This window comes from Mycobacterium sp. EPa45, assembly GCF_001021385.1.
Lineage (GTDB): Bacteria > Actinomycetota > Actinomycetes > Mycobacteriales > Mycobacteriaceae > Mycobacterium.
Genome location: NZ_CP011773.1, coordinates 1591304 through 1611080 on the forward strand (window position 1 = coordinate 1591304; position 19777 = coordinate 1611080).

Annotated in this window: 14 protein-coding genes; 11 read left to right on the forward strand and 3 right to left on the reverse strand. The window is 66.7% G+C overall.

The window, feature by feature from the left end; translation table 11 throughout:
* Window positions 1-88 precede the first annotated feature (88 nt).
* The 4 genes from AB431_RS07475 (at window position 89) to AB431_RS07490 (ending at window position 4750) form a co-directional block, all read left to right on the forward strand.
* Window positions 89-1504, forward strand: coding sequence for an NAD(P)H-quinone dehydrogenase (locus AB431_RS07475; protein WP_047329401.1), 1416 nt, complete (start codon window positions 89-91; stop codon window positions 1502-1504).
* 9 nt (window positions 1505-1513) lie between these two features.
* Window positions 1514-3259, forward strand: coding sequence for a glycerol-3-phosphate dehydrogenase/oxidase (locus AB431_RS07480; RefSeq protein WP_047329402.1), 1746 nt, complete (start codon window positions 1514-1516; stop codon window positions 3257-3259).
* A 22-nt stretch (window positions 3260-3281) separates the two neighbouring features.
* Window positions 3282-4133 (forward strand): pseudouridine synthase, encoded by an 852-nt coding sequence (locus AB431_RS07485; protein WP_369802996.1) that lies wholly within the window; start codon window positions 3282-3284, stop codon window positions 4131-4133.
* A gap of 71 nt (window positions 4134-4204) precedes the next feature.
* Window positions 4205-4750, forward strand: a complete 546-nt coding sequence (locus tag AB431_RS07490) for a DUF1269 domain-containing protein (RefSeq protein ID WP_047329404.1) — start codon at window positions 4205-4207, stop codon at window positions 4748-4750.
* On the opposite strand, the gene nei2 is transcribed toward AB431_RS07490, so the two are convergent.
* Together nei2 and AB431_RS07500 are read right to left on the reverse strand one after the other, a co-directional pair.
* Window positions 4719-5486 (reverse strand): endonuclease VIII Nei2, encoded by a 768-nt coding sequence (gene nei2, locus AB431_RS07495; RefSeq protein ID WP_047329405.1) that lies wholly within the window; start codon window positions 5484-5486, stop codon window positions 4719-4721. The two genes, AB431_RS07490 and nei2, sit on opposite strands and share 32 nt — an antisense overlap.
* Before the next feature lie 9 nt (window positions 5487-5495).
* The gene (locus tag AB431_RS07500) at window positions 5496-6905 is read right to left on the reverse strand and encodes an HNH endonuclease signature motif containing protein (RefSeq protein WP_047329406.1); all 1410 of its coding nucleotides are present in this window, start codon (window positions 6903-6905) and stop codon (window positions 5496-5498) included.
* A gap of 88 nt (window positions 6906-6993) precedes the next feature.
* Here AB431_RS07500 and AB431_RS07505 point away from each other — a divergent pair, with 88 nt between their 5' ends.
* From AB431_RS07505 to AB431_RS07530, 6 genes are all read left to right on the forward strand, one after another.
* Window positions 6994-7419, forward strand: a complete 426-nt coding sequence (locus AB431_RS07505) for a DUF6636 domain-containing protein (RefSeq protein WP_052960228.1) — start codon at window positions 6994-6996, stop codon at window positions 7417-7419.
* Between the two features lie 102 nt (window positions 7420-7521).
* Window positions 7522-8391 (forward strand): ABC transporter permease, encoded by an 870-nt coding sequence (locus AB431_RS07510; RefSeq protein ID WP_082135586.1) that lies wholly within the window; start codon window positions 7522-7524, stop codon window positions 8389-8391.
* Window positions 8388-9212 (forward strand): ABC transporter ATP-binding protein, encoded by an 825-nt coding sequence (locus AB431_RS07515; RefSeq protein WP_047329407.1) that lies wholly within the window; start codon window positions 8388-8390, stop codon window positions 9210-9212. The genes AB431_RS07510 and AB431_RS07515 overlap by 4 nt, the downstream gene beginning before the upstream one ends.
* A complete protein-coding gene (locus AB431_RS07520) occupies window positions 9209-10009 on the forward strand; it encodes an ABC transporter permease (protein ID WP_047329408.1) in 801 nt (266 codons plus the stop codon). The genes AB431_RS07515 and AB431_RS07520 overlap by 4 nt, the downstream gene beginning before the upstream one ends.
* Window positions 10006-10785 carry an ABC transporter ATP-binding protein gene (locus AB431_RS07525; RefSeq protein WP_047329409.1) on the forward strand — a complete coding sequence of 260 codons (780 nt, stop codon included), beginning with the start codon at window positions 10006-10008 and terminating at the stop codon, window positions 10783-10785. Before AB431_RS07520 ends, AB431_RS07525 begins: the two co-directional genes overlap by 4 nt.
* A 12-nt stretch (window positions 10786-10797) precedes the next feature.
* Window positions 10798-11913 carry an ABC transporter substrate-binding protein gene (locus AB431_RS07530; RefSeq protein ID WP_047329410.1) on the forward strand — a complete coding sequence of 372 codons (1116 nt, stop codon included), beginning with the start codon at window positions 10798-10800 and terminating at the stop codon, window positions 11911-11913.
* A gap of 6 nt (window positions 11914-11919) precedes the next feature.
* Here AB431_RS07530 and AB431_RS07535 read toward each other — a convergent pair whose 3' ends face one another.
* Window positions 11920-16431, reverse strand: coding sequence for an ATP-dependent helicase (locus AB431_RS07535; protein WP_162489437.1), 4512 nt, complete (start codon window positions 16429-16431; stop codon window positions 11920-11922).
* 166 nt (window positions 16432-16597) lie between these two features.
* On the opposite strand from AB431_RS07535, the gene AB431_RS07540 reads away from it, so the two are divergent.
* On the forward strand, window positions 16598-19765 hold the full coding sequence (locus AB431_RS07540; RefSeq protein ID WP_047329412.1) for an AAA family ATPase: 3168 nt from the start codon (window positions 16598-16600) through the stop codon (window positions 19763-19765).
* Window positions 19766-19777: the final 12 nt, after the last annotated feature.

The following is a 19777-nucleotide window of genomic DNA, read 5'->3' on the forward strand; positions in this document are numbered from 1 at the left end:
GAGTGTCCTGTCGCAGAGAGCGCAGGGACTCGGGTGATTAGGTTCGGTGGGCAGGAGCGAAGCGACGAGGGTGACTAGGGTTGGTCCCGTGACGACGCGGATCGTGATCATCGGTGGGGGTCCGGCCGGCTACGAGGCCGCGTTGGTCGCCGCGGGTCGCGGCAGGGACGTCGCCGAGGTCACCGTGGTGGACTCCGACGGCATCGGCGGGGCCTGCGTTTTGTGGGACTGCGTGCCGTCCAAAACCTTCATCGCGTCGACCGGGGTGCGCACCGAACTGCGGCGCGCCACCGGTCTCGGGTTCGACATCAGCCTCGAGGACGCCAAGATCTCGCTGCCCGACATCAACAACCGCGTCAAGACCCTGGCCCGCTCGCAGTCCGCCGACATCGGCACGCAGCTGCTTCGCGAGAAGGTCAACGTCGTCGCCGGCCGCGGGGAGTTGATCGACGCGGTCCCGGGCATGGCACACCACCGTGTGCGGGTCACCACCGCCACCGGCCAAGTCGGCGTACTCAAGGGTGACGTGGTGCTGATCGCGACCGGCGCCAGCCCCCGCGTGCTGCCGAATGCGGTGCCGGACGGGGACCGGATCCTCACCTGGCGGCAGCTCTATGACCTTCCGGAACTGCCCGAGCATCTGGTGATCGTTGGCTCGGGTGTCACCGGCGCCGAGTTCTGCAACGCGTACACCGAGCTCGGCGTCGATGTCACCGTGGTGGCCAGCCGCGACCAGATCCTGCCGCATGAGGACAGCGACGCCGCCGCGGTGCTGGAGGAGACGTTCGCCGAGCGCGGCGTGACGCTGGTCAAGAACGCCAGGGCCGACTCGGTGGTCCGCACCGACAACGGCGTCGCGGTGAAGATGGCCGACGGCCGCGTCGTGGAGGGCAGCCATGCCTTGATGACCGTCGGGTCGGTGCCTAACACTTCTGGTCTGGGCCTCGAGCGGGTGGGCATCGACCTCGGTCCGGGCAACTACATCCCGGTCGACCGGGTGTCGCGGACGTCGGCCGCCGGCATCTATGCCGCCGGTGACTGCACCGGTCTGTTGCCGCTGGCGTCGGTCGCGGCGATGCAGGGCCGTATCGCGATGTACCACGCACTGGGCGAGGGGGTGGCCCCGATCCGGCTGCGCACGGTCGCCTCGGCCACGTTCACCAGGCCCGAGATCGCCGCCGTCGGGGTGCCGCAAACGGCCATCGACAACGGCTCGGTGCCGGCGCGCACGATCATGCTGCCGCTGAACACCAACGCCCGAGCCAAGATGTCGCTGCTCAAGCGCGGCTTCGTCAAGATCTTCTGCCGGCCCGCGACCGGCGTCGTCATCGGTGGCGTGGTGGTCGCCCCGATCGCCTCCGAGCTGATCCTGCCGATCGCGCTGGCCGTGCAAAACCGCATCTCGGTGACCGATCTGGCGCAGACGCTGTCGGTGTACCCGTCGTTGTCCGGCTCGATCGTCGAGGCTGCGCGCCGCCTGATGGCACACGACGATCTCGACTAGCCTGAAGTGATGAGCGACCCGATCCTTCGACCGGGCACCGGTCAGACCCTTCTCGGACCTTCCGAACGGTCGCAAGCCTGGGAGCGGTTGGGCAGCGAACAGTTCGACGTCGTCGTCATCGGCGGTGGCGTGGTCGGTGCCGGCTGCGCACTGGATGCCGCGACCCGTGGGCTCAAGGTGGCCCTCGTGGAAGCGCGGGACTTCGCGTCGGGGACATCGAGCCGCAGTTCGAAGATGTTCCACGGCGGACTGCGCTATCTCGAGCAGTTGGAGTTCGGCCTGGTGCGTGAGGCACTGCACGAGCGCGAGCTATCACTGACCGCGCTGGCGCCGCATCTGGTCAAGCCGCTTCCGTTCCTGTTCCCGCTGACCAAACGGGTGTGGGAGCGGCCGTACATCGCCGCGGGCATCTTCCTCTACGACCAGCTGGGCGGCTCGAAATCCGTTCCGGCGCAAAAACATCTGACCAAGTCGGGTGCGCTGCGGCTGGCGCCCGGGCTCAAGCGCAGCTCGCTGATCGGCGGCATCCGCTATTACGACACCGTCGTCGACGACGCGCGGCACACCATGACCGTGGCGCGCACCGCCGCCCACTACGGCGCGGTGGTGCGCACCTCGACGCAGGTGGTCTCGCTGCTGCGGGAGGGCGACCGGGTGATCGGGGTCAAGATCCGGGACTCCGAGGATGGGTCGGTCGAGGACGTCCGCGGCCACGTCGTGATCAACGCGACCGGGGTGTGGACCGACGAGATCCAGGCCTTGAGCAAGGAGCGCGGACGGTTCCGGGTGCGCGCGTCCAAGGGTGTGCACGTCGTGGTGCCCCGCGACCGCGTCGTGTCCGAGGTGGCGATCATCCTGCGCACCGAGAAGTCGGTGCTGTTCGTGATCCCGTGGGGGACGCACTGGATCATCGGGACCACCGATACCGACTGGAACCTCGACCTGGCGCATCCTGCCGCGACGAAGGCGGACATCGACTACATCCTCGGCACCGTCAACAAGGTGCTGGCCACGCCGCTCACGCACGACGACATCGACGGTGTGTACGCCGGGCTGCGGCCGCTGCTGGCGGGGGAGAGCGAAGAGACTTCCAAGCTGTCCCGCGAGCATGCCGTCGCGGTGCCGTCGCCGGGCCTGGTCGCGATCGCGGGCGGCAAGTACACCACCTACCGGGTGATGGCCGAGGACGCGGTCGACGCCGCCGCCGAGTACATCCCGGCGCGGGTGGCGCCCTCGATCACCGAGAAGGTGCCGTTGATGGGCGCCGACGGGTACTTTGCGCTGGTCAACCAGACCCAAAGCGTGGGCGCCCGCTACGGCCTGCACCCGTATCGGGTGCGGCATCTGCTGGATCGGTACGGTTCGCTGATCGGCGACGTGTTGTCGTTGGCCGTCGGCAGGCCGGAGCTGCTCGAGCCGATCACCGATGCGCCGGTGTACCTCAAGGTGGAGGCGGCCTACGCCGCAGCCGCGGAGGGGGCGCTGCACCTCGAGGACATCCTGGCCCGGCGGATGCGGATCTCGATCGAATACCCGCACCGCGGCGTGGACTGTGCCCTCCAGGTGGCCGAGATCGTAGCCCCGATCCTCGGCTGGAGCGAAGCTGACTGTGCCCGTGAGGTGGCCACGTATCTGGCCCGGGTGGAGGCCGAAATTCTGTCGCAGACCCAGCCGGACGACGCCTCGGCCGATGCGCTGCGGGCGTCTGCGCCGGAGGCGCGTGCCGAGATCCTCGAGCCCGTGCCACTGAACTGAGTGAGCGTTGAGGCGACATCGGTTGTCCCCACTCCCGGACCGGGATGGGGTGGGCCCGGCGCGGGTGCGGCTGCGTGGTGGAGCGGTGCTGGTCGAGCTGGCCGACCGTTTCGGTGAGGCTGCTGCCGAAAAGGTGTTCAACGGCGAGGTGGTCGACGCCGATGGTGGCGTGATCACGCCGTCTTCGGTGTTGCCGCCCGGCGCGCACGTCTTTCTGTATCGGGAGTTGCCCGACGAGGTGGAGGTGCCGTTCGAGATTCCGGTGCTCTACCGCGACGACGACATCGTGGTGGTGGACAAGCCGCACTTCCTGGCGACGATGCCACGCGGTGGACATGTTGTGCAGACGGCGTTGGTGCGGCTGCGGCGCTCGCTCGATTTGCCGGAGCTGAGTCCGGCGCACCGGCTGGACCGGTTGACCGCGGGAGTGTTGTTGTTCACGGTGCGGCGTGAGGTGCGCGGCGCGTATCAGACGATGTTCGCGCGCGGCGAGGTGTCCAAGACGTACCTGGCGCGCTCGTCCTCTGCTGCCGACGTAGTGCTGCCATTGGTGGTCCGCAGCCGAATCATCAAGCGACGCGGCGTGTTACAGGCCCTCGAGGAATCAGGCGAGCCTAACGCCGAGACGTTGGTCGAGGCGCTGGGGGAGGGCTGGTATCGGCTGAGCCCACGCACCGGGCGCACGCATCAGTTGCGTGTTCACATGGCCTCGCTGGGTCTGCCTATCGACAATGACCCGCTGTATCCGCGCATCGTGGAGGTGGCCGCCGACGACTTCTCCGCGCCGCTGCGGCTGGTGGCTCAGCGACTGGAGTTCGACGATCCGCTGTCTGGGCGGCGCAGGTCGTTCGTGAGCTCGGCCGGTGCGGACTAAAGGACTATTGCCCCGGCGGGAGTGACCTTCTGTCCCTAGTGACCGGGCGTGAACAGCGTCACGCTCGGGATATGGACGATGACCATGAGCTGATTCTGGTAGCCGCGTACGCCGATCTCGATCAGGCCCACTCCGATTTCCACGAACTGGGCAAGCGGATTGCGCATGGTCTGGAATTGCGGGCCGCCGCGCTGGTCATCAAGGACGCCGACGGACGGCCCCAGGTACTGGAAGCACACAACCGGCATGGCCGGGTCGCCGCGGGAATCGGCGCCACTCTGGGACTGTTGGTCGGCGTGTTCGCTCCGCCGCTCGGCCTGTCGGTGGTGGTGGGCGGGGCGGCAGCCGGGCTCGTAGCGGCCGTCGCCGAGCATGAGCTGCGCAGCGGCCTGCGACATGAGATCGGGGAGGCGTTGGAGGCCGGCACGGGTGTGGTGCTCGCCGTCGTCTATCCGAACGGGCGGATGCCCGTTGAGCACACCTTGACTCGTGCCGCCAGCATTTCCGCTGTCCGACTGGACAAGTCGACGATCGCCAGCATCGAGAGCACTGTCGCCGACGTGATGGCGCAGACCGGCCACCCGGTCATCGCTGGCACGACGGGCACCAGTAAGTGACCCGGTCGTCTTCGGAGGATTCTGCGCGGCGAATCGGGGTGCCGCAGCGCCGGCACGGTTCACCGGCTCGACCGTAGACCCAGAGGTCCTGGCCGCCTCTGCGATTGCCCGTTGTGGTGCGATTTACCCGCATTCGGTTGGCCCACAACATGTCCCGGGCTCGGCTGACCACGCGGAGCGGATCGGGAAGGCTGCCGACCGGGCTCGTGGGGAGCCGGCCGAACACAAAGCAGAGTTCGTTGGCGTACACGTTGCCCACCCCGGCGAGGTTGCGCTGATCCAGCAGGGCCGGGGCGATCGGCCGGTCGGGGTCTTCGGCGAGATTTGCCGCGGCCACTTTGGGATCCCAGTCGTCGCCGAGGAGGTCGGGCCCCAGGTGAGCGACAGCGTCCTCGTCGTGTTCGCGGTCCAGCACCTCGAGGATGCCAAGGTCGATGCCGAGCGCCTGAATATCGTCGGCTTCCAAAAGAATCCGGATCTTGTAGGCATTGCGCACCGGTTTGCCCTTCGGGCCCACCCGCCAGGCGCCGTCCATCTTCAGATGGGAGTGGATGCTGGCCGGCCCGACGCGGATGAACAGGTGCTTGCCGCGACTGATCACCTCGTCGACGGTGTAACCGGTCAGCTCCACGGTGGCGTAACGCGGCACGCGAATATCGCACCGCGTCAGCGTCTTACCGACCAGCGCCTCGCGCAGCTTGGCAGCGGTGTGGAAGACGGTATCGCCTTCAGGCATGGTTCCAGCCTAGAAGGGCGGAGGATGGGCAGCGGCCCTCGCCTCGTTGACACCGCGCTCCCAGCGGACGCGGCCGGCGCGTTCTTCGAGTCGGGTCCGTCGGCGTGCCGGCATCATCAGCCCACGTCCCGGCCGGCGGGGCTGTGTCGAGTTGTCCGGCAGGGTCAGCTCCGCGGTCGGAGCGAACAGCCGCGGGAAGAACAGCGTGCCGCCGGGTTTCGTCGTGTACGTGCGACCCGACGGTGAAGTCCAGATCACTGTTCCGTCGGGCAACTGACGGTCCGTCCACCCGCGAGGTCCGGCGTAGAAAGTCTTCAGCAAGTGATGAAGACGGCAGAGAAGTTTGAGGTTCGACGGATGGGTCGGCCCCAACGGATACGGAACGGTGTGATCGATGTCGGCTATCGAGGCCGGCCGGTCACAACCGGGGAACCGACAGGTCAGATCGCGGCAACGGATGAACTCTGCCAATGCGGTCGATGGGCGATAGTGCGGCTCCGCACCCAGTTCTTTGCCGCCGATCACCGGCCGCAGCTTCACCTGCGCCGCCAGTGTCCGTACGGTTTCGGCGGGAATCGCACCGTACCCGGGTAGGAGCGCCGGCGTGTCCGCTTCACCGGTGATTGTCTTGGTTTCGGCTAGTAGATGAATGACGATCTGCCCGGGTTCGGCGGCGTCGCCTGAGCGGGCGGGGCACTCATCGGATCCGCAGTCGCAGTTCATCACAGAAGCGCCGGCAGACCAGGCGCCCAACGCATCTGTGCGGCGTTGACGCGCGGTTCGCGAATCATTACGGCACACGGTCGCGGCGAGCTCATTCAGACGCTGGTCGAACGCCGCGGCGTCGGCCGCTCGCACACGGCCATATATCTCTGCCATGCCGTCTGCGGCAGGCATGGTCTCGATGTGACGGTCGTCGTCGGCGTTCCGCGCGACGCGGATGGCGTGCGGATCGAGTTCTCTGACGTACCAGTCGATCTTCTCTTTGAGTTTCTCCTCGGACAACGTGTTCCATCCTGCAGCGTGCTTTGCCAACCGTGTGTCGACGGCATCCAGTACGTCCGTCTCGGTGATCAGTCCGGTGCGGAAGACCGCGGTGATCACGATGCGGTAGTCGATCGCGCCCGAGGCGAACAACACGCCCAGCTTCGGCAGCCGTTCGATGAGCTGCACGCCGTAGTTCATCTGGGACGATGCCCGGCCCTGGCTGATTCCGAGTTCGGCGCCCACCTCGGCGGCCACCGCCTCCCAATTGTCGATGCACCACTGAGCTCGGTCCGCAGCGTCGACCGCATTCATTCGGCGTAGGCACAAGCGCCCGGCGGCCAGCAGCCGCTCGGCGATCGCCTTCCGTTCGGTCCGCAGCGCCTGGCTCATGGTTTCGAGGAGGGCCGCGTCCGTTTCTGTTCCATCGAACATGTGTTCGATACTATCCGGACCCACTGACAAGAATCGAAGCTCCGGCACCCCAAGAATCCGCCAAGGCGCCTGACTGATGCTTTTGGCCATGACAATCGCTAAGCATGCCCTGATCGCTTTGACGGCGGCCCTGGCGGCCGCCGTCCTTCCGGCCGCCGCACACGCAGACGAGAGTTACACGTTTGAGTCGCCGTCGGGCAACGTCGGCTGCTCCCTGAACCCGGGTGGTGCGACGTGCGAGATCAAGAGCTACACATGGTTCATTCCACCGCCCCCGGACTACTTCGTAGGTGGCCGGGGGAATGTCTTTCTCTTGACCCGGGGTGCTGAACCCGTCGCGGGTATCTGGCACTCGGATCATCAATTTCCCGACGGTTCGCCGACACTCGACTACGGCCAATCTCGCACTGCGGGCACGATCACCTGCACTAGCGAAAACACGGGCATCACATGCGCCGACTCCGGCACCGGACACTTCTTCCGGGTATCGAGGGAGACCTACCAGGTGGGCTGACCGACAGTTTCCGTCACCGTGATCAATACCGTTGCCCTGCGTAACTAATTCCGAAGACGATGAATGGCCCCATGCCGTTAGCGCTGTCAGGAGAAGAAGCCCGTGAGTACGCTGTCCGCGGAACGGGCTGCTGTGGTCGACCCGAGCCTGGCGCCGGGGCGGCCGGGTCGGCGACGCCGACGTATCTCCGTGAGTGGCTTTCTGCTCGGGGCGCTCGGTTTCGTGCTCTTCGTTGGCGCGTGGTACCTGTTGGTCGACGTCTGGCAGCTGCCACGATTCCGGACCCTGCCGGGGCCGACCGAGGTCATCCGGGAATGGCTTAGCCCGCAGCCGGTCTACGGAACCTCGATCTTCACCGGGGTTTATTACCAGCACATTTGGGTGAGTGTCCGGCGCGTCACGATCGCGTTTGTTCTCGCCCTGGTGTTGGGTATTCCGCTGGGTCTGCTGCTGGGGTGGTCCACTCGGTTCCGTCAGTACGCCTTCCCGGTCTTCGAATTGATTCGCCCGATCCCGATTCTGGCGTGGGTGCCGCTGGCGCTCTTGATGTTTCACACCCGCGAAGTGTCGGTGGTCTTCCTGACCTTCTTGGCGGCGTTCTATGCGGTCACTCTCAACACACTGCTCGGTGTCCAGTCGATCGACCAGAACCTGCTGCGGGCTGCACGCTGCCTCGGTGCCCGCCCCGTCACCGTGCTTCGAACCGTGGTGATTCCGGGCTCGCTGCCGTACATCTTCACCGGGCTGCAGATCGCGATGGGGGTGGCCTGGTTCTCCTTGGTCGCCGGAGAGATCATCGCCGGTCAGTACGGACTCGGCTACCTGATCAACGCGTCCTACACGACGACGCGTTACCCGACGATCGTGATCGCAATGGCCACCCTCGGCATTTTGGGCTTCGCCAGCAGCGCAATCATCCGGCTCGTGGGCCGCCGCCTGATGGCCTACCGGGCCAGGAGCATCGGCGAATGAGCAGCGGGCATCTGGTGTTCGATGCGGTCGGCAAGGCGTATCGCACGAAGAAGGCTTCGGTATCGGCGGTGGTCGACTTCAGTCTCGACATCGCGGCAGGTGAACTGCACGTCATTGTCGGGCCGTCCGGATGTGGCAAGAGCACCCTGCTCGGCGCGGTTGCCGGCTTCACCGACATCACTTCTGGCAGCATCGAACTCGACGGCCAGACGCTGAGCTCGCCGGGCAATCAGGCGGGAATTGGACCCGACCGAGTGGTGGTCTTCCAGGACAGCACGCTGTTCCCATGGCAGACCGCCGCAGAGAACGTCGCCTACGGTCTGGTTGCGCAGCGTCGACTCGGCCGCGCCGAAGCCGCCGCCGTGGCCCGCGACCGTCTGCGCTCGGTGGGGCTGGACGCCGTCGCCGACCGCTACCCGGGCGAGCTCTCCAGCGGGGTGCAGCGGCGGATCGAAATTCTGCGCGCGCTGGTAATGGAGCCGGCCGTGCTGCTGCTCGACGAACCCTTCCGGGGCATGGACGCGATCTCACGTTCGGCGATGCACGACGCGCTCCTGCATATTTACGACAATGCCTCGGCCACAGTTCTTTTCATCACTCACGACATCGAGGAAGCCGTGTACTTGGGCAGCCGGGTGACCGTCATGACCACGCGCCCCGGTGCGGTGAAGACCACGATCCCGGTGCCGCTCGACCGTCCGCGCGACCGAGCGATCATCACCACTCCGGACTTCCGGGAGCTGGTCGCGGCGGTTTCGGACGTCGTCCGGGACGAGGCGCGGGTGGCCTTCGAAGCCGGCGAACGCGAGATGGTGCGATGAGCGGCAACGCCACCGGCCTGAAGCGCGGTGCCATCGGCATCGTCGCGTTTGTGATCGCCTGGGAGCTCGCCACCCGGTTCGGTGGCTGGACGGGCTTTACCTTGCCGATCGTCGGAAAGCTTCCGCCGCCGACTGCGGTGGCCGCCGACTTCCTGCATCTGGCCACCAACCCGGGATACTGGAACAGCTGGTCGCTGTCGTTTCAGCGGGTGCTGGCCGGTTTCGGCGGCGCACTGCTGGTGGGCGGCCCGCTGGGGTTGCTGATCGCGACACGACCACGGTTCAAGCAGGCCGTCTTTCCGGTATTCGAATCGTTGCGGCCGATTCCGCCCCTGGCCTGGGTACCCATCGCCATCTTGTTCTGGCCCACTCAAGAGCTGTCGATCACCTTCGTCACCTTCCTGGGGGCGTTCTTCCCGGTGGTGCTCAACGTCGTCGGTGGTGCCGAGCAGATCGACCGGCGGCACGTTCTCGCGGCGCGGTCGATGGGTGCCAGCAGTGGCTACATCTTCCGGCGAGTGTTGTTCCCCGCGCTGCTGCCGTCGCTGGTCACCGGAGCCGCGGTAGGTATGGGCATCACCTGGGAAGTCGTCGTCGCGGCCGAACTCATCTCGGGCGGAGGTAGGCAATCCGGTGACGGCGGTCTGGGCTTCCTGGTGTGGAATGCCTATCAGGGCAACGACTTACCTCGGGTCATCGTTGCGATGATCAGCCTGGGCATCGCCGGGTACATATCGAGTGGACTGGTGCGGGCACTCGGCACTCGGCTGATGCCGTGGCAGCGAGTGGCAGCATGACCGCCGGCAAGGGCGCCGCGGTGCGCTTCGACCATGTCAGCTTCTCCGTCCACACCGGCCGTGCGCAACTGGATGTGGTGCGCGACTGCTCTTTTCAACTCGAACCCGGTGAAATTGTGGCGATGATCGGGCCATCCGGTGGTGGCAAATCCACCATCGGCTACCTACTCGCCGGCTACTCCCGAGCCACCAGCGGTTCGGTGACTGTTGACGGGTGGGAAGTGAAAGGCCCATCGGCGCAACGCCTCCTGCTGTTTCAGGAGAACGCCTTGATGCCGTGGCTGACCACCGCTGAAAACGTCATGTTCGGTCCCCGAGCCCGCGGCACCAAACGCGCGGAGGCTCGTCGCGCCGCCGACGATATCTTGGCGCGCATCGGGCTCAAGGATTTCGCCGACCGCTACCCTGGGGAATTATCGGGTGGAATGCGCAGGCGTGCGGAGTTGGCGAGGGCACTCGTCAACGAACCATCTGTGCTCATTCTCGATGAGCCGTTCCGCGGCCTCGACGCGATGACCCGCAAGCTCATGCAGGAGTACACCGCCGAACTCCTCACGGAGCAGGGCCGGACCGCATTGTTCATCACCACCGACGTCGACGAGGCACTCCTGTTCGCCGATCGTTTGTTGGTGATGAGCGACCGTCCCGCGACAGTGGTCGACGAGTTCGCCATCACTCTGAAACGCCCGCGGCACCGCGCCGATGTGCTCTCCGACGACCGAGTGCAGGAAATCAAAGACCGCGCACTGGGCCGACTGATCTGCCCCACCCAATAACAAAGGATGCCAATGCGATTCAAGATGATGCTGGGCGTTGCACTGACGGCGATGCTGACCACATCAGGATGTGCTGCCGTCGGCAACATCGGTGGGAACGATGTCGGTGGCGACAATGGAGCAGTTCATCTGACGGTTGGCTATCAGCCGTACTACACCGAAGCGTGGTCCGGATTGATCATGCGCGGCAAGGAGTTCTGGAAGAAGTACCTTCCGCAGGGGTCGACGGTCGACTTCCAGGTCGGTCTGCAGGGCTCGATCGTCATCACCCAGATGCTGGCCGGTAAGCAGCAGATCGGTTACGTCGGCGACATGCCAGGGATTGTCGGGGTCAGCAAGCGCCCCACCCGGGATCTGCGCATCGTCGGCACGTTGGGACTCTCCCAGGACCAGTGCGGTGTGTTCCTCACGCGGCCGGATGCGCCGAACTTCGCCAGCCAGGCTGAGGCATTGGCGTGGTTCAACGGCAAGACCATCGCGACGCCGCAGGGCAGTTGCACCGACCGCATCGCCCAGGCCACCTTCCAGGCGCAGAACGTTCAGCCTGCCGCCTATCTGAATCAGAGCATCGACGTCATCACGTCGAGCTTCACCAACCACAGCATCGACGGGGCGATCATCTGGGAGCCCACCGCATCCAAGCTTGTCAACGCCGGCTTGGCCAAGCGCGTCGCCAGTGGCTCCCTCGCCGATCAGCATGACGCCGGATTCCTGGTGTTCGACAAGGAATTCCTCGACAAGCACCCCGACGCGGCCAAGGGATGGCTGAAGGCGGAACTGGATGCTCAACGTTTCCTGGCCGACCCCGCCAATGCCGACGAGATCGTGAAGCTGGCGCAGAGTCAAACCGAGGGTTTCTCGCCGACTGATCTGCGCGACGCGCTGTACAAGAAATGGCCGGTCGATCTCGGCGGCAACGCCGATGGTATCCGGTTGCGGCTGCCGTTCGTTCCCAGTGGCGAGAGCGGCGATCTGATCAAGACGGCAACGGCGTTCTTGTTCAAGATCAAGTCGATTCCCTCTGCCACGCTGCCCGACGGTGCAGTGCTACCTGATTTCGCCGCGGACGTGCTGAAGGCTGCCGGTCTGTCCGAACCCGCCGGTGTGGGATTGGTCAAGGCGCAGTAGGGCCGGTCAGCGCAGCCGCAGACCGCGGGGCGTTCGGGAGAAGCCAGCGTCGACCAGCGCGTCGGCGGTGGCCTTCCGGTCGGCGTGCGCACCCGCCTCCAGAACCGGTACGCCGTCGAGTTTTTCGACGAGCACACCGCCGATGCGGCCACTACTGACCAGCTCGGCCAGCGTTCCCGCTGCTGCGCGCTGCGCCTCGGCGTCGGCGCTGAAGTTCAACAGCGAACGCCCACCCCGCTCGAGGAACCACACCAGCTCACCGTCCACCAGGACGACGAGCGCGCCCGCCTTGCGCCCGGGCCGATGGCTGGCGTCGGCATCCGCACGTGTCGGCCACGGCAGCGCCGCGCCATACGGATTGGCCGGGTCGGCCGCGGCCAGCACCACCGCGCGGTAGTCCGGTCGCTCGGGATCCACCCCGTCGAGATAGGTCCGCAGCCGGTCGACCGTGGATGCCACGGCGAACTGCGCGCCGCCGAGCGATTCGACGAAATAGCCCCGCTGACAACGGCCCGCCTCTTCGAAACCCGTGAGCACCTTGTACAGCGTCGCGAACCCGCCCGGGACACCTTCGGCAGCCGCGGCGCCCTTGGTCAGCACGCCGTGCCGGTTCAGCAGCAGCTCAGCCGAGAAATGCGCGCGCACCGTCGAATCCGGTTCTCGAACGGGTACCGCCGACCACCGCCCGGCGACCGTCGAATCCACCGAGCGGGCCTGCGGGTGCGCCACCGAGTAGCGGCTGAGCCGCGGCGCGCGCCGCTGCCGGTGAGCGGGTGCGGCGGGCCGGCGAGTACCGGGCCGGCGTCCACCCGCCAGCATGGCCCGCACCGGCGCGAACGTGTCACCGGTGACCCAGCCGGCCCAGATCAGATCCCACAGAGCGGCTTTGAAGGTCTCGTCTGAACCGCTGACCAACTGGCGGAAGAAGAACGCGCCCCGCGCCTCGCCGGGCTCACCCAGGACCTCGAGGATGGCGCGGTGAGTGTCGGTGAGGTCGATCTCGGCCGGCATCGCGAGCGTCAGGGGGGCGGTGTCCGCGTGATGGAACGCGATCCAGCCGTCGCTACCGGAGATCGATCCGGCTCCCGACCAGGTGACCTCGCCGGACGCCAGCAGCTCGTCGAGCATCGCCGGTTGGTAATCCCGCACCCGGGGGCCGAACACCAGCGGCTCGACCGCCGACGCGGGAATGGGCACCCCGGCCAACTGGTCGATCACGCCCGCCAGCCCGTCGACGCCCGACGTGGCCGAACTTCCTACCTGCTGCCACGCCGGCAGGAACCGGGCATAGGCCGCGGTGCTCACCGGTTCCACCTGCGCGCGCAGCGCAGCCAGGGAGCGGCGGCGCAGGATGCGGAGCACTTCGGCGTCGCACCACTGGTCAGCGTCCGGGGCGGCTACGAACTCTCCGCGAACCAGCTTGCCGTCCACCGACATTCGGCCCAGTATGTCAGCGGCGACCCGAAGGCCGAGGCCGAACCGGGCGGCGGCTTCGGCGGTCGTGAACGGGCCGCGGGTACGGGCGAAGCGGCCCATCAGCTCACCGAGAGGGTCGGCCACCGTCTCGGTGAAACTCGTCGGCACCCCGACCGGCACCGCGACGCCGACCGCATCGCGCAGTCGTCCGATGTCCTCGATGCCCGCCCACCAGGACTGCCCGGCATACGACAGCGGTAGCACTCGTCGGGCGGCATGGAGGCCGTCGAGCCAACCGCCGACATCGCTGGCGGTCGAACGTTCGGCGATCTCGGCCTCGGTCAGCGGACCGAGGAGGCGCAGCAGATCGGCCACACCCTCGGCATCGTGTGCCTTGCGATCCTCGGAAAGGTGTTGCAGCTGGCGTGAAGTCGCGGCGATGACGTCGGGGTCGAGCAGTTCCCGGAGTTCGACGCGGCCGAGGAGCTCGGCCAGCAGGGTGCTGTCGAGTGACAACGCCGCGGCACGCCGCTCGGCCAGCGGGCTGTCGCCCTCGTACATGAATGCGCCGACGTAGCCGAACATCAACGACGCCGCGAACGGTGACGGCATCGGCGTCTCGACCTCCACCAACCGCACCCGACGCTGGGCGATCCGGCCCATCAGGTCGGTCAGCGTCGGAACGTCATAGACGTCCTGCAGGCATTCGCGCACTGCTTCCAACACGATCGGGAAGTCGGGGTATTTACGTGCCACGTCGAGCAATTGGGCTGCCCGCTGACGCTGATGCCACAGCGGCGAACGCTTACCCGGGTGGCGTTTGGGCAGCAGAAGCGCCCGTGCCGCACACTCCCGGAACCTGGAGGCGAACAGCGCCGAGCCGCCCACCTCGGTGGTCACCAGCGGCTCGATTTCGTCGGGGGCGAAGACGAACAGGTCGGCGCCCGGCGGGGCGTCCTCGGTGTCAGGCAACCGCACCACGATGCCGTCATCGGAGGCCGTCGGCTTCTCGTCGATGCCGTAGCGCTCCAGCAGCCGACGACTGACGGCCAGTGCGAGCGGCCCGTGCACCTTGAGGCCGTAGGGGGAGTGCAGCACCACCCGCCAGTCACCGAGCTCGTCGCGGAAGCGCTCGACCAGCAGGGTGGTGTCGCTGGGCACCGTGGCGGTTGCGTTGCGCTGATCGTCCAGCAGCTGCCACAGATTATCGGTGGCATAGTCGGCGAAACCCAGCTCATTGCAGCGCTTTTCGAAGTCATCGCGACCCATGCCGGCCAGCTCGCCGGTGAACTTACCGATCGCCTGGCCCAGCTCGGCGGGCCGGCCGGCGTCGTCCCCGCGCCAGAAAGGCAGCCGCGCCGGCTGTCCCGGTGCCGGGATGACCAGCACACGGTCGTGAGTGATCTCGGTGATCCGCCAGCTGGTGGCGCCCAGCGAGATCACGTCACCCGGCCGCGACTCGTACACCATCTCTTCGTCGAGTTCACCGACCCGCGATGGCTTTTCGGAGTCGGTAGCCAGATAGACGGTGAACATGCCGCGGTCGGGGATGGCGCCACCGGAAGTGACAGCCAGCCGCTGGGCCCCCGGACGCGGTGTCAGCGTGCCGCTGTCCCGGTCGTAGACCAGCCGCGGCCGCAACTCGGCGAAGTCGGTCGACGGGTACTTGCCCGACAGCAGATCCAGCGTCGCTTCGAACGCGCTGCGCGGCAGCGTCGCAAACGGCGCACTGCGGCGGACGACGTCGAACCACTCGTCGGCACTCACCGGCTCGAGTGCGCAGGCGGCCACGGTGTGCTGGGCCAGCACGTCGAGTGGGTTGGCGGGCACCCGCATGGTCTCGATCTGCCCGGCGAGCATGCGCTGCACGCTGACCGCGCAGCCGATCAGGTCGGTGCGGTGCTTCGGGAACAGCACGCCCCGGGAGATCTCTCCGACCTGGTGGCCCGCCCGGCCAACGCGCTGCAATCCGCTGGCCACCGAGGGTGGGGCCTCCACTTGGATCACCAGATCGACGGCACCCATGTCGATGCCCAGTTCCAAGCTCGATGTCGCCACCACGGATTTCAGTCGGCCGCTCTTGAGGTCGTCCTCCACCGCGGCACGCTGTTCCTTGGACACCGAGCCGTGGTGCGCGCGAGCCAGCAGCGGCTCGGCGCCGTAGGTCTGGCCGCTGCCCATGATGTGTGCAGGCGGTCCGCCGGGCACCTGACGGTTGGGCGGCGCGTCGAGTTCGACGCCGGATCGCTCGGCGTGAATCTCGTTGATGCGTGCAGTGAGCCGCTCGGCCAAGCGACGGGAATTGGCGAACACGATCGTCGAGTTGTGCGCCTCGATGAGGTCGACGATGCGCGCCTCGACGTCGGGCCAGATGGTGTTGTTCTCCAGGTTGGCCATGTCGGGCACCGGCACCTGCACGGTCAGCTCGAATGTCTTGGCCGCCGGCGGCGCCACGATGGTCGTCGGCCTGGCTCCGGACAGGAAACGGGCGACTTCCTCGGGCGGGCGGACCGTCGCCGACAACCCGATGCGTTGGGCTGGGGTCTCCAGCAGCGCGTCGAGCCGCTCCAGCGACACCGCCAGGTGCGCCCCCCGCTTGGTTCCGGAGACGGCGTGGACCTCGTCGATGATCACGGTCTCAATGCCGGTCAGCGTTTCCCGGGCCGCGGAGGTCAGCATCAGGAACAGCGACTCCGGGGTGGTGATCAGGATGTCGGGTGGCTTGGTGATCAGCTCACGGCGGCGGGCCGGCGGGGTATCGCCGGAGCGCACCCCCACGCTGATCTGTGGAGCCGGCACGCCGTCGCGTTCGGCGATGCGGGTGATGCCGGTCAGCGGGGTGCGGAGGTTGCGTTCGACGTCGACGGCCAGGGCTTTGAGCGGGGAGACGTACAGAACTCGAGTCCCGTGCTTGTCTGGCTCCTGGGCCAGCCGGTCGATAGCCCACAGGAACGCGGCGAGCGTCTTACCGGAGCCAGTCGGGGCGATGACCAGTGTGTTGTCACCGTCGGCAATGGCCGACCAGGCGCGCGCCTGCGCAGCTGTCGGCTCGGCGAAGGTGCCCGTGAACCACCGCCGGGTCAGCGGACTGAACCGGATCATCGGATCGGTGGGACTCACGACTCCAGGGTGCCAGGGGGTACCGACAAGTCGCCTCATCCGGCCCACTCGGGAATTGACGGATATGTCGATCGCCCCGGTGGTTCCCTGGCCGAGAAGGTCCTCGCAGGCCATACTGATGACCTAGGGTGCAGCGTTCGGGGGTGCTGTGACGTCGACAACGACAACCTGTCGGTCGTGTGGGACCGAACCCGCGCAGGGGGCGCGGTTCTGCGGCTGCTGCGGTGAGCGCCTGACGCCGGCCACCGACGCCGCCGAATACAAACAGGTGACCGTGTTGTTCGCCGATGTGGTGCGGTCGATGGACCTTGCCGCGCACGTCGACATCGAGCGGCTACGCGAGATCATGATCGCGCTGGTGGAGCGTTCCTCGGTGGTCGCGCGGCGCTATGGCGGGACCGTGGAGTACAACGGCGACGGCGTGATGGCGCTGTTCGGCGCTCCGGTGGCGCTGGAAGATCACGCTGTCCGTGCATGCCTTGCCGCACTCGACATCCAAGACGAGGCCCGCAGGCTGGCTGATGAGGTCAAGGTTTGTGACGGTGTCGAATTCGGTGTCCGAGTGGGTCTGAATTCCGGGCGCGTCATCGTCGGTGAGATCGGCTCTGGAGCGCTTGGCTACCGCGCCACCGGGGAGACGGTCGGGATGGCGCAACGGATGGAGTCGGCCGCGCCGGCGGGTGGCGTGATGCTGTCGGACTCGACGGCACGGCTTGTCGAATCCGCCGTCTCTCTTGCTGATCCGGAGTGGGCCCACATCAAAGGTGCCGACGACCCGGTGCGTGCGTACCGATTGTTGACGGTGCGGCTGAGTGATCGGGCGGTTGGTCGTGCTGAGGCGAGGCTGGTGGGCCGGCGGTGGGAGATGGCCGTCCTGGATGCCATTGCCGAGCGCGCGGTGGAGGGGCGCGGCGGTGTGGTGCGCCTCGTGGGGCCGCCGGGAATCGGCAAGTCGCGGGTGGCTCGGGAGACCGCGGCGAGGGCGGCAGAGCGCGGCATGGAGGTGGTGTGGACCTTTTGTGGGTCGCACACCATGGAACTTCCCTTTCATGCCGTCAGCCAGCTCTTGCGGGTAGCAACCGGTGCGGCGGAACTCGATCCCGCGGCCGCACGGCAGCGCCTGCGCGTCCTGATACCCGACGCCGATCCGCAGGATCTGCTGCTGATGGATGATCTGCTCGGCGTGGCCGATCCCACCGTGCCCATGCCGCAGATCGATCCGGACGCACGCCGGCGCCGCCTGACCGCTCTGATCAACACCGCCGCACTGGCACGCTCGCAGCCAACGCTGTTCATCATCGAAGATGTCCACTGGATGGACGCCGTCAGCGAGTCGATGATTGCGGAATTCCTCGCGGTCGTTCCTCGGACACCTGCGATGGTGCTGATCACCTTCCGTCCCGAGTACGTGGGTTCGTTGGCGGGAATGGCTGCAGCGCAGACGGTTTCGCTTGGCCCACTGGTCGAATCGGACACCGCGACGCTACTCACTGAGCTGCTGGGCACAGATCCCTCGGTGCGTGACGTGGCGTTGGTGATCGGTGAGCGCGCGGCCGGCAATCCGTTCTTCACCGAGGAGATTGTTCGTGAGCTGGCGCAGCGGGGCGTCTTGACCGGTGTGCACGGAAGTTACCTGTGCAGTACGGCCGTGACCGACTTCAGTGTTCCGGCCACGGTTCAGGCTGCCATCAGCGCGCGAATCGACCGGCTCAGTGAACCTGCGAAGCGAACACTCAACGCGGCCGCGGTGATCGGCGTGCACTTCGGCGCCGAGTTGCTGGCCGCCCTCGGGGTGGACGTGGCGATGGACGAGTTACTTCGAGTGGAGCTCGTCGATCAGGTCCGGTTCACGCCGACCGCGGGGTATGTGTTCCGTCATCCGCTGATTCAAGCGGTTGCCTACGAATCACAACTGAAGTCGGACCGCGCGGTGTGGCATCGACGGCTGGCGAAGGCGATCGAGCAGCGCGCACCCGATCAGGCGGACGAGAACGCGGGATTGATCGCCGAGCACTTGCATGCCGCCGGCGACCTGCCTGAAGCGTACGGATGGCATATGCGCGCCGCCGGGTGGTCGGCCAAACGAGACGTCGCGGCTGCCCGCTCGAGTTGGGAGAGGGCACGGCGCATTGCCGACGAACTTCCCGATGCGGTCCCCGGCAGAATCGCGATGCGTATCGCCCCGAGGACCATGTTGTGCGCCACGGACTTTCACGCCAGTGCGATCGACCAGAGCCAGGGGCGTTTCGCCGAGCTGCGAGAGTTGTGCGGTGCCGCAGGTGACATGGTGTCCCTCGCCATCGGCATGACGGGCCAGGTCACCGAGTACCTGTACTCGGGTCGGACCCGGGAAGCCGCAACGCTGGCGTCCGAGCACCTGGAACTGCTCGAGTCCATCGGGGACCCGAACCTGACCGTCGGATTGTCGTTTCCGGCGTTCGTCACATGGTTCGGTCAAGTGGAGATAGGTCAGACGTCCCGCTGGTCCCAACGCGTTATCGAACTGGCCGGTGATGATCCGGGGATGGGCGCCGGTTTTGGTCTCGGGTCACCGCTTGCGGCAGCGATCGCCTTCCGCGGAGTGTCCAGGTGGTGGATGGGGCGGCCTGATTGGCGCGAGGACTTCCGTGACGCCGTCGCAATGGCTGAGCAGCTCGATCCGGTGACTGTTGGGTTCGTCCTGGCCTGGACGTATGGCGTCGCAATCCTCTATGGGGTGGTGCAATCCGATGACACCGCCGTTGAGGTGAGTCAGGCAGCGGTCGAGGCCGCCGAACGTCTCGGCAACGACAACGGGGAGTTCGTCTGGGGAGTGGCTTTGTCATATCGGGGGAGCGACGCCGACCGCCGGCGCGGACTGGAGATGATGGAGAAAGCGCTCGCGATGTTTCGCGTTCGCGTCCCGTCCTTGGTCCCGATCACCACGCTGGTGGCTGCCCGGGAAAGGGCGCGCTTCGGCGATCCCGATGCTGCTCTGCCGTCCATGCGCGCGGCCTTGGACATCTTGTACCGCGAAGACCGCTGGGGGTGGCTCATCGCCGGATTGGGCATTCTGGTGGAAACGCTCGTCGAGCGTTCCTCCGACGGTGATCTCACCGAAGCCGAGGAAGCTGTCAAGGTCTTGGAAGCCTCTCGTCCGCAACATGACTCAGCGATCCTCGACATCACGATCCTGCGCCTGCGCACGATGCTGGTCAAAGCCCGCGGTGACGAATCCACGTACCGACTGATGGCGAATAACTACCTTGCGAGGGCGACATCGCTTGGCTTTGAAGGGCATATCGCATGGGCCGAGGCGATGGTGTCAGCGTGCTGAGCATCCAGTTCG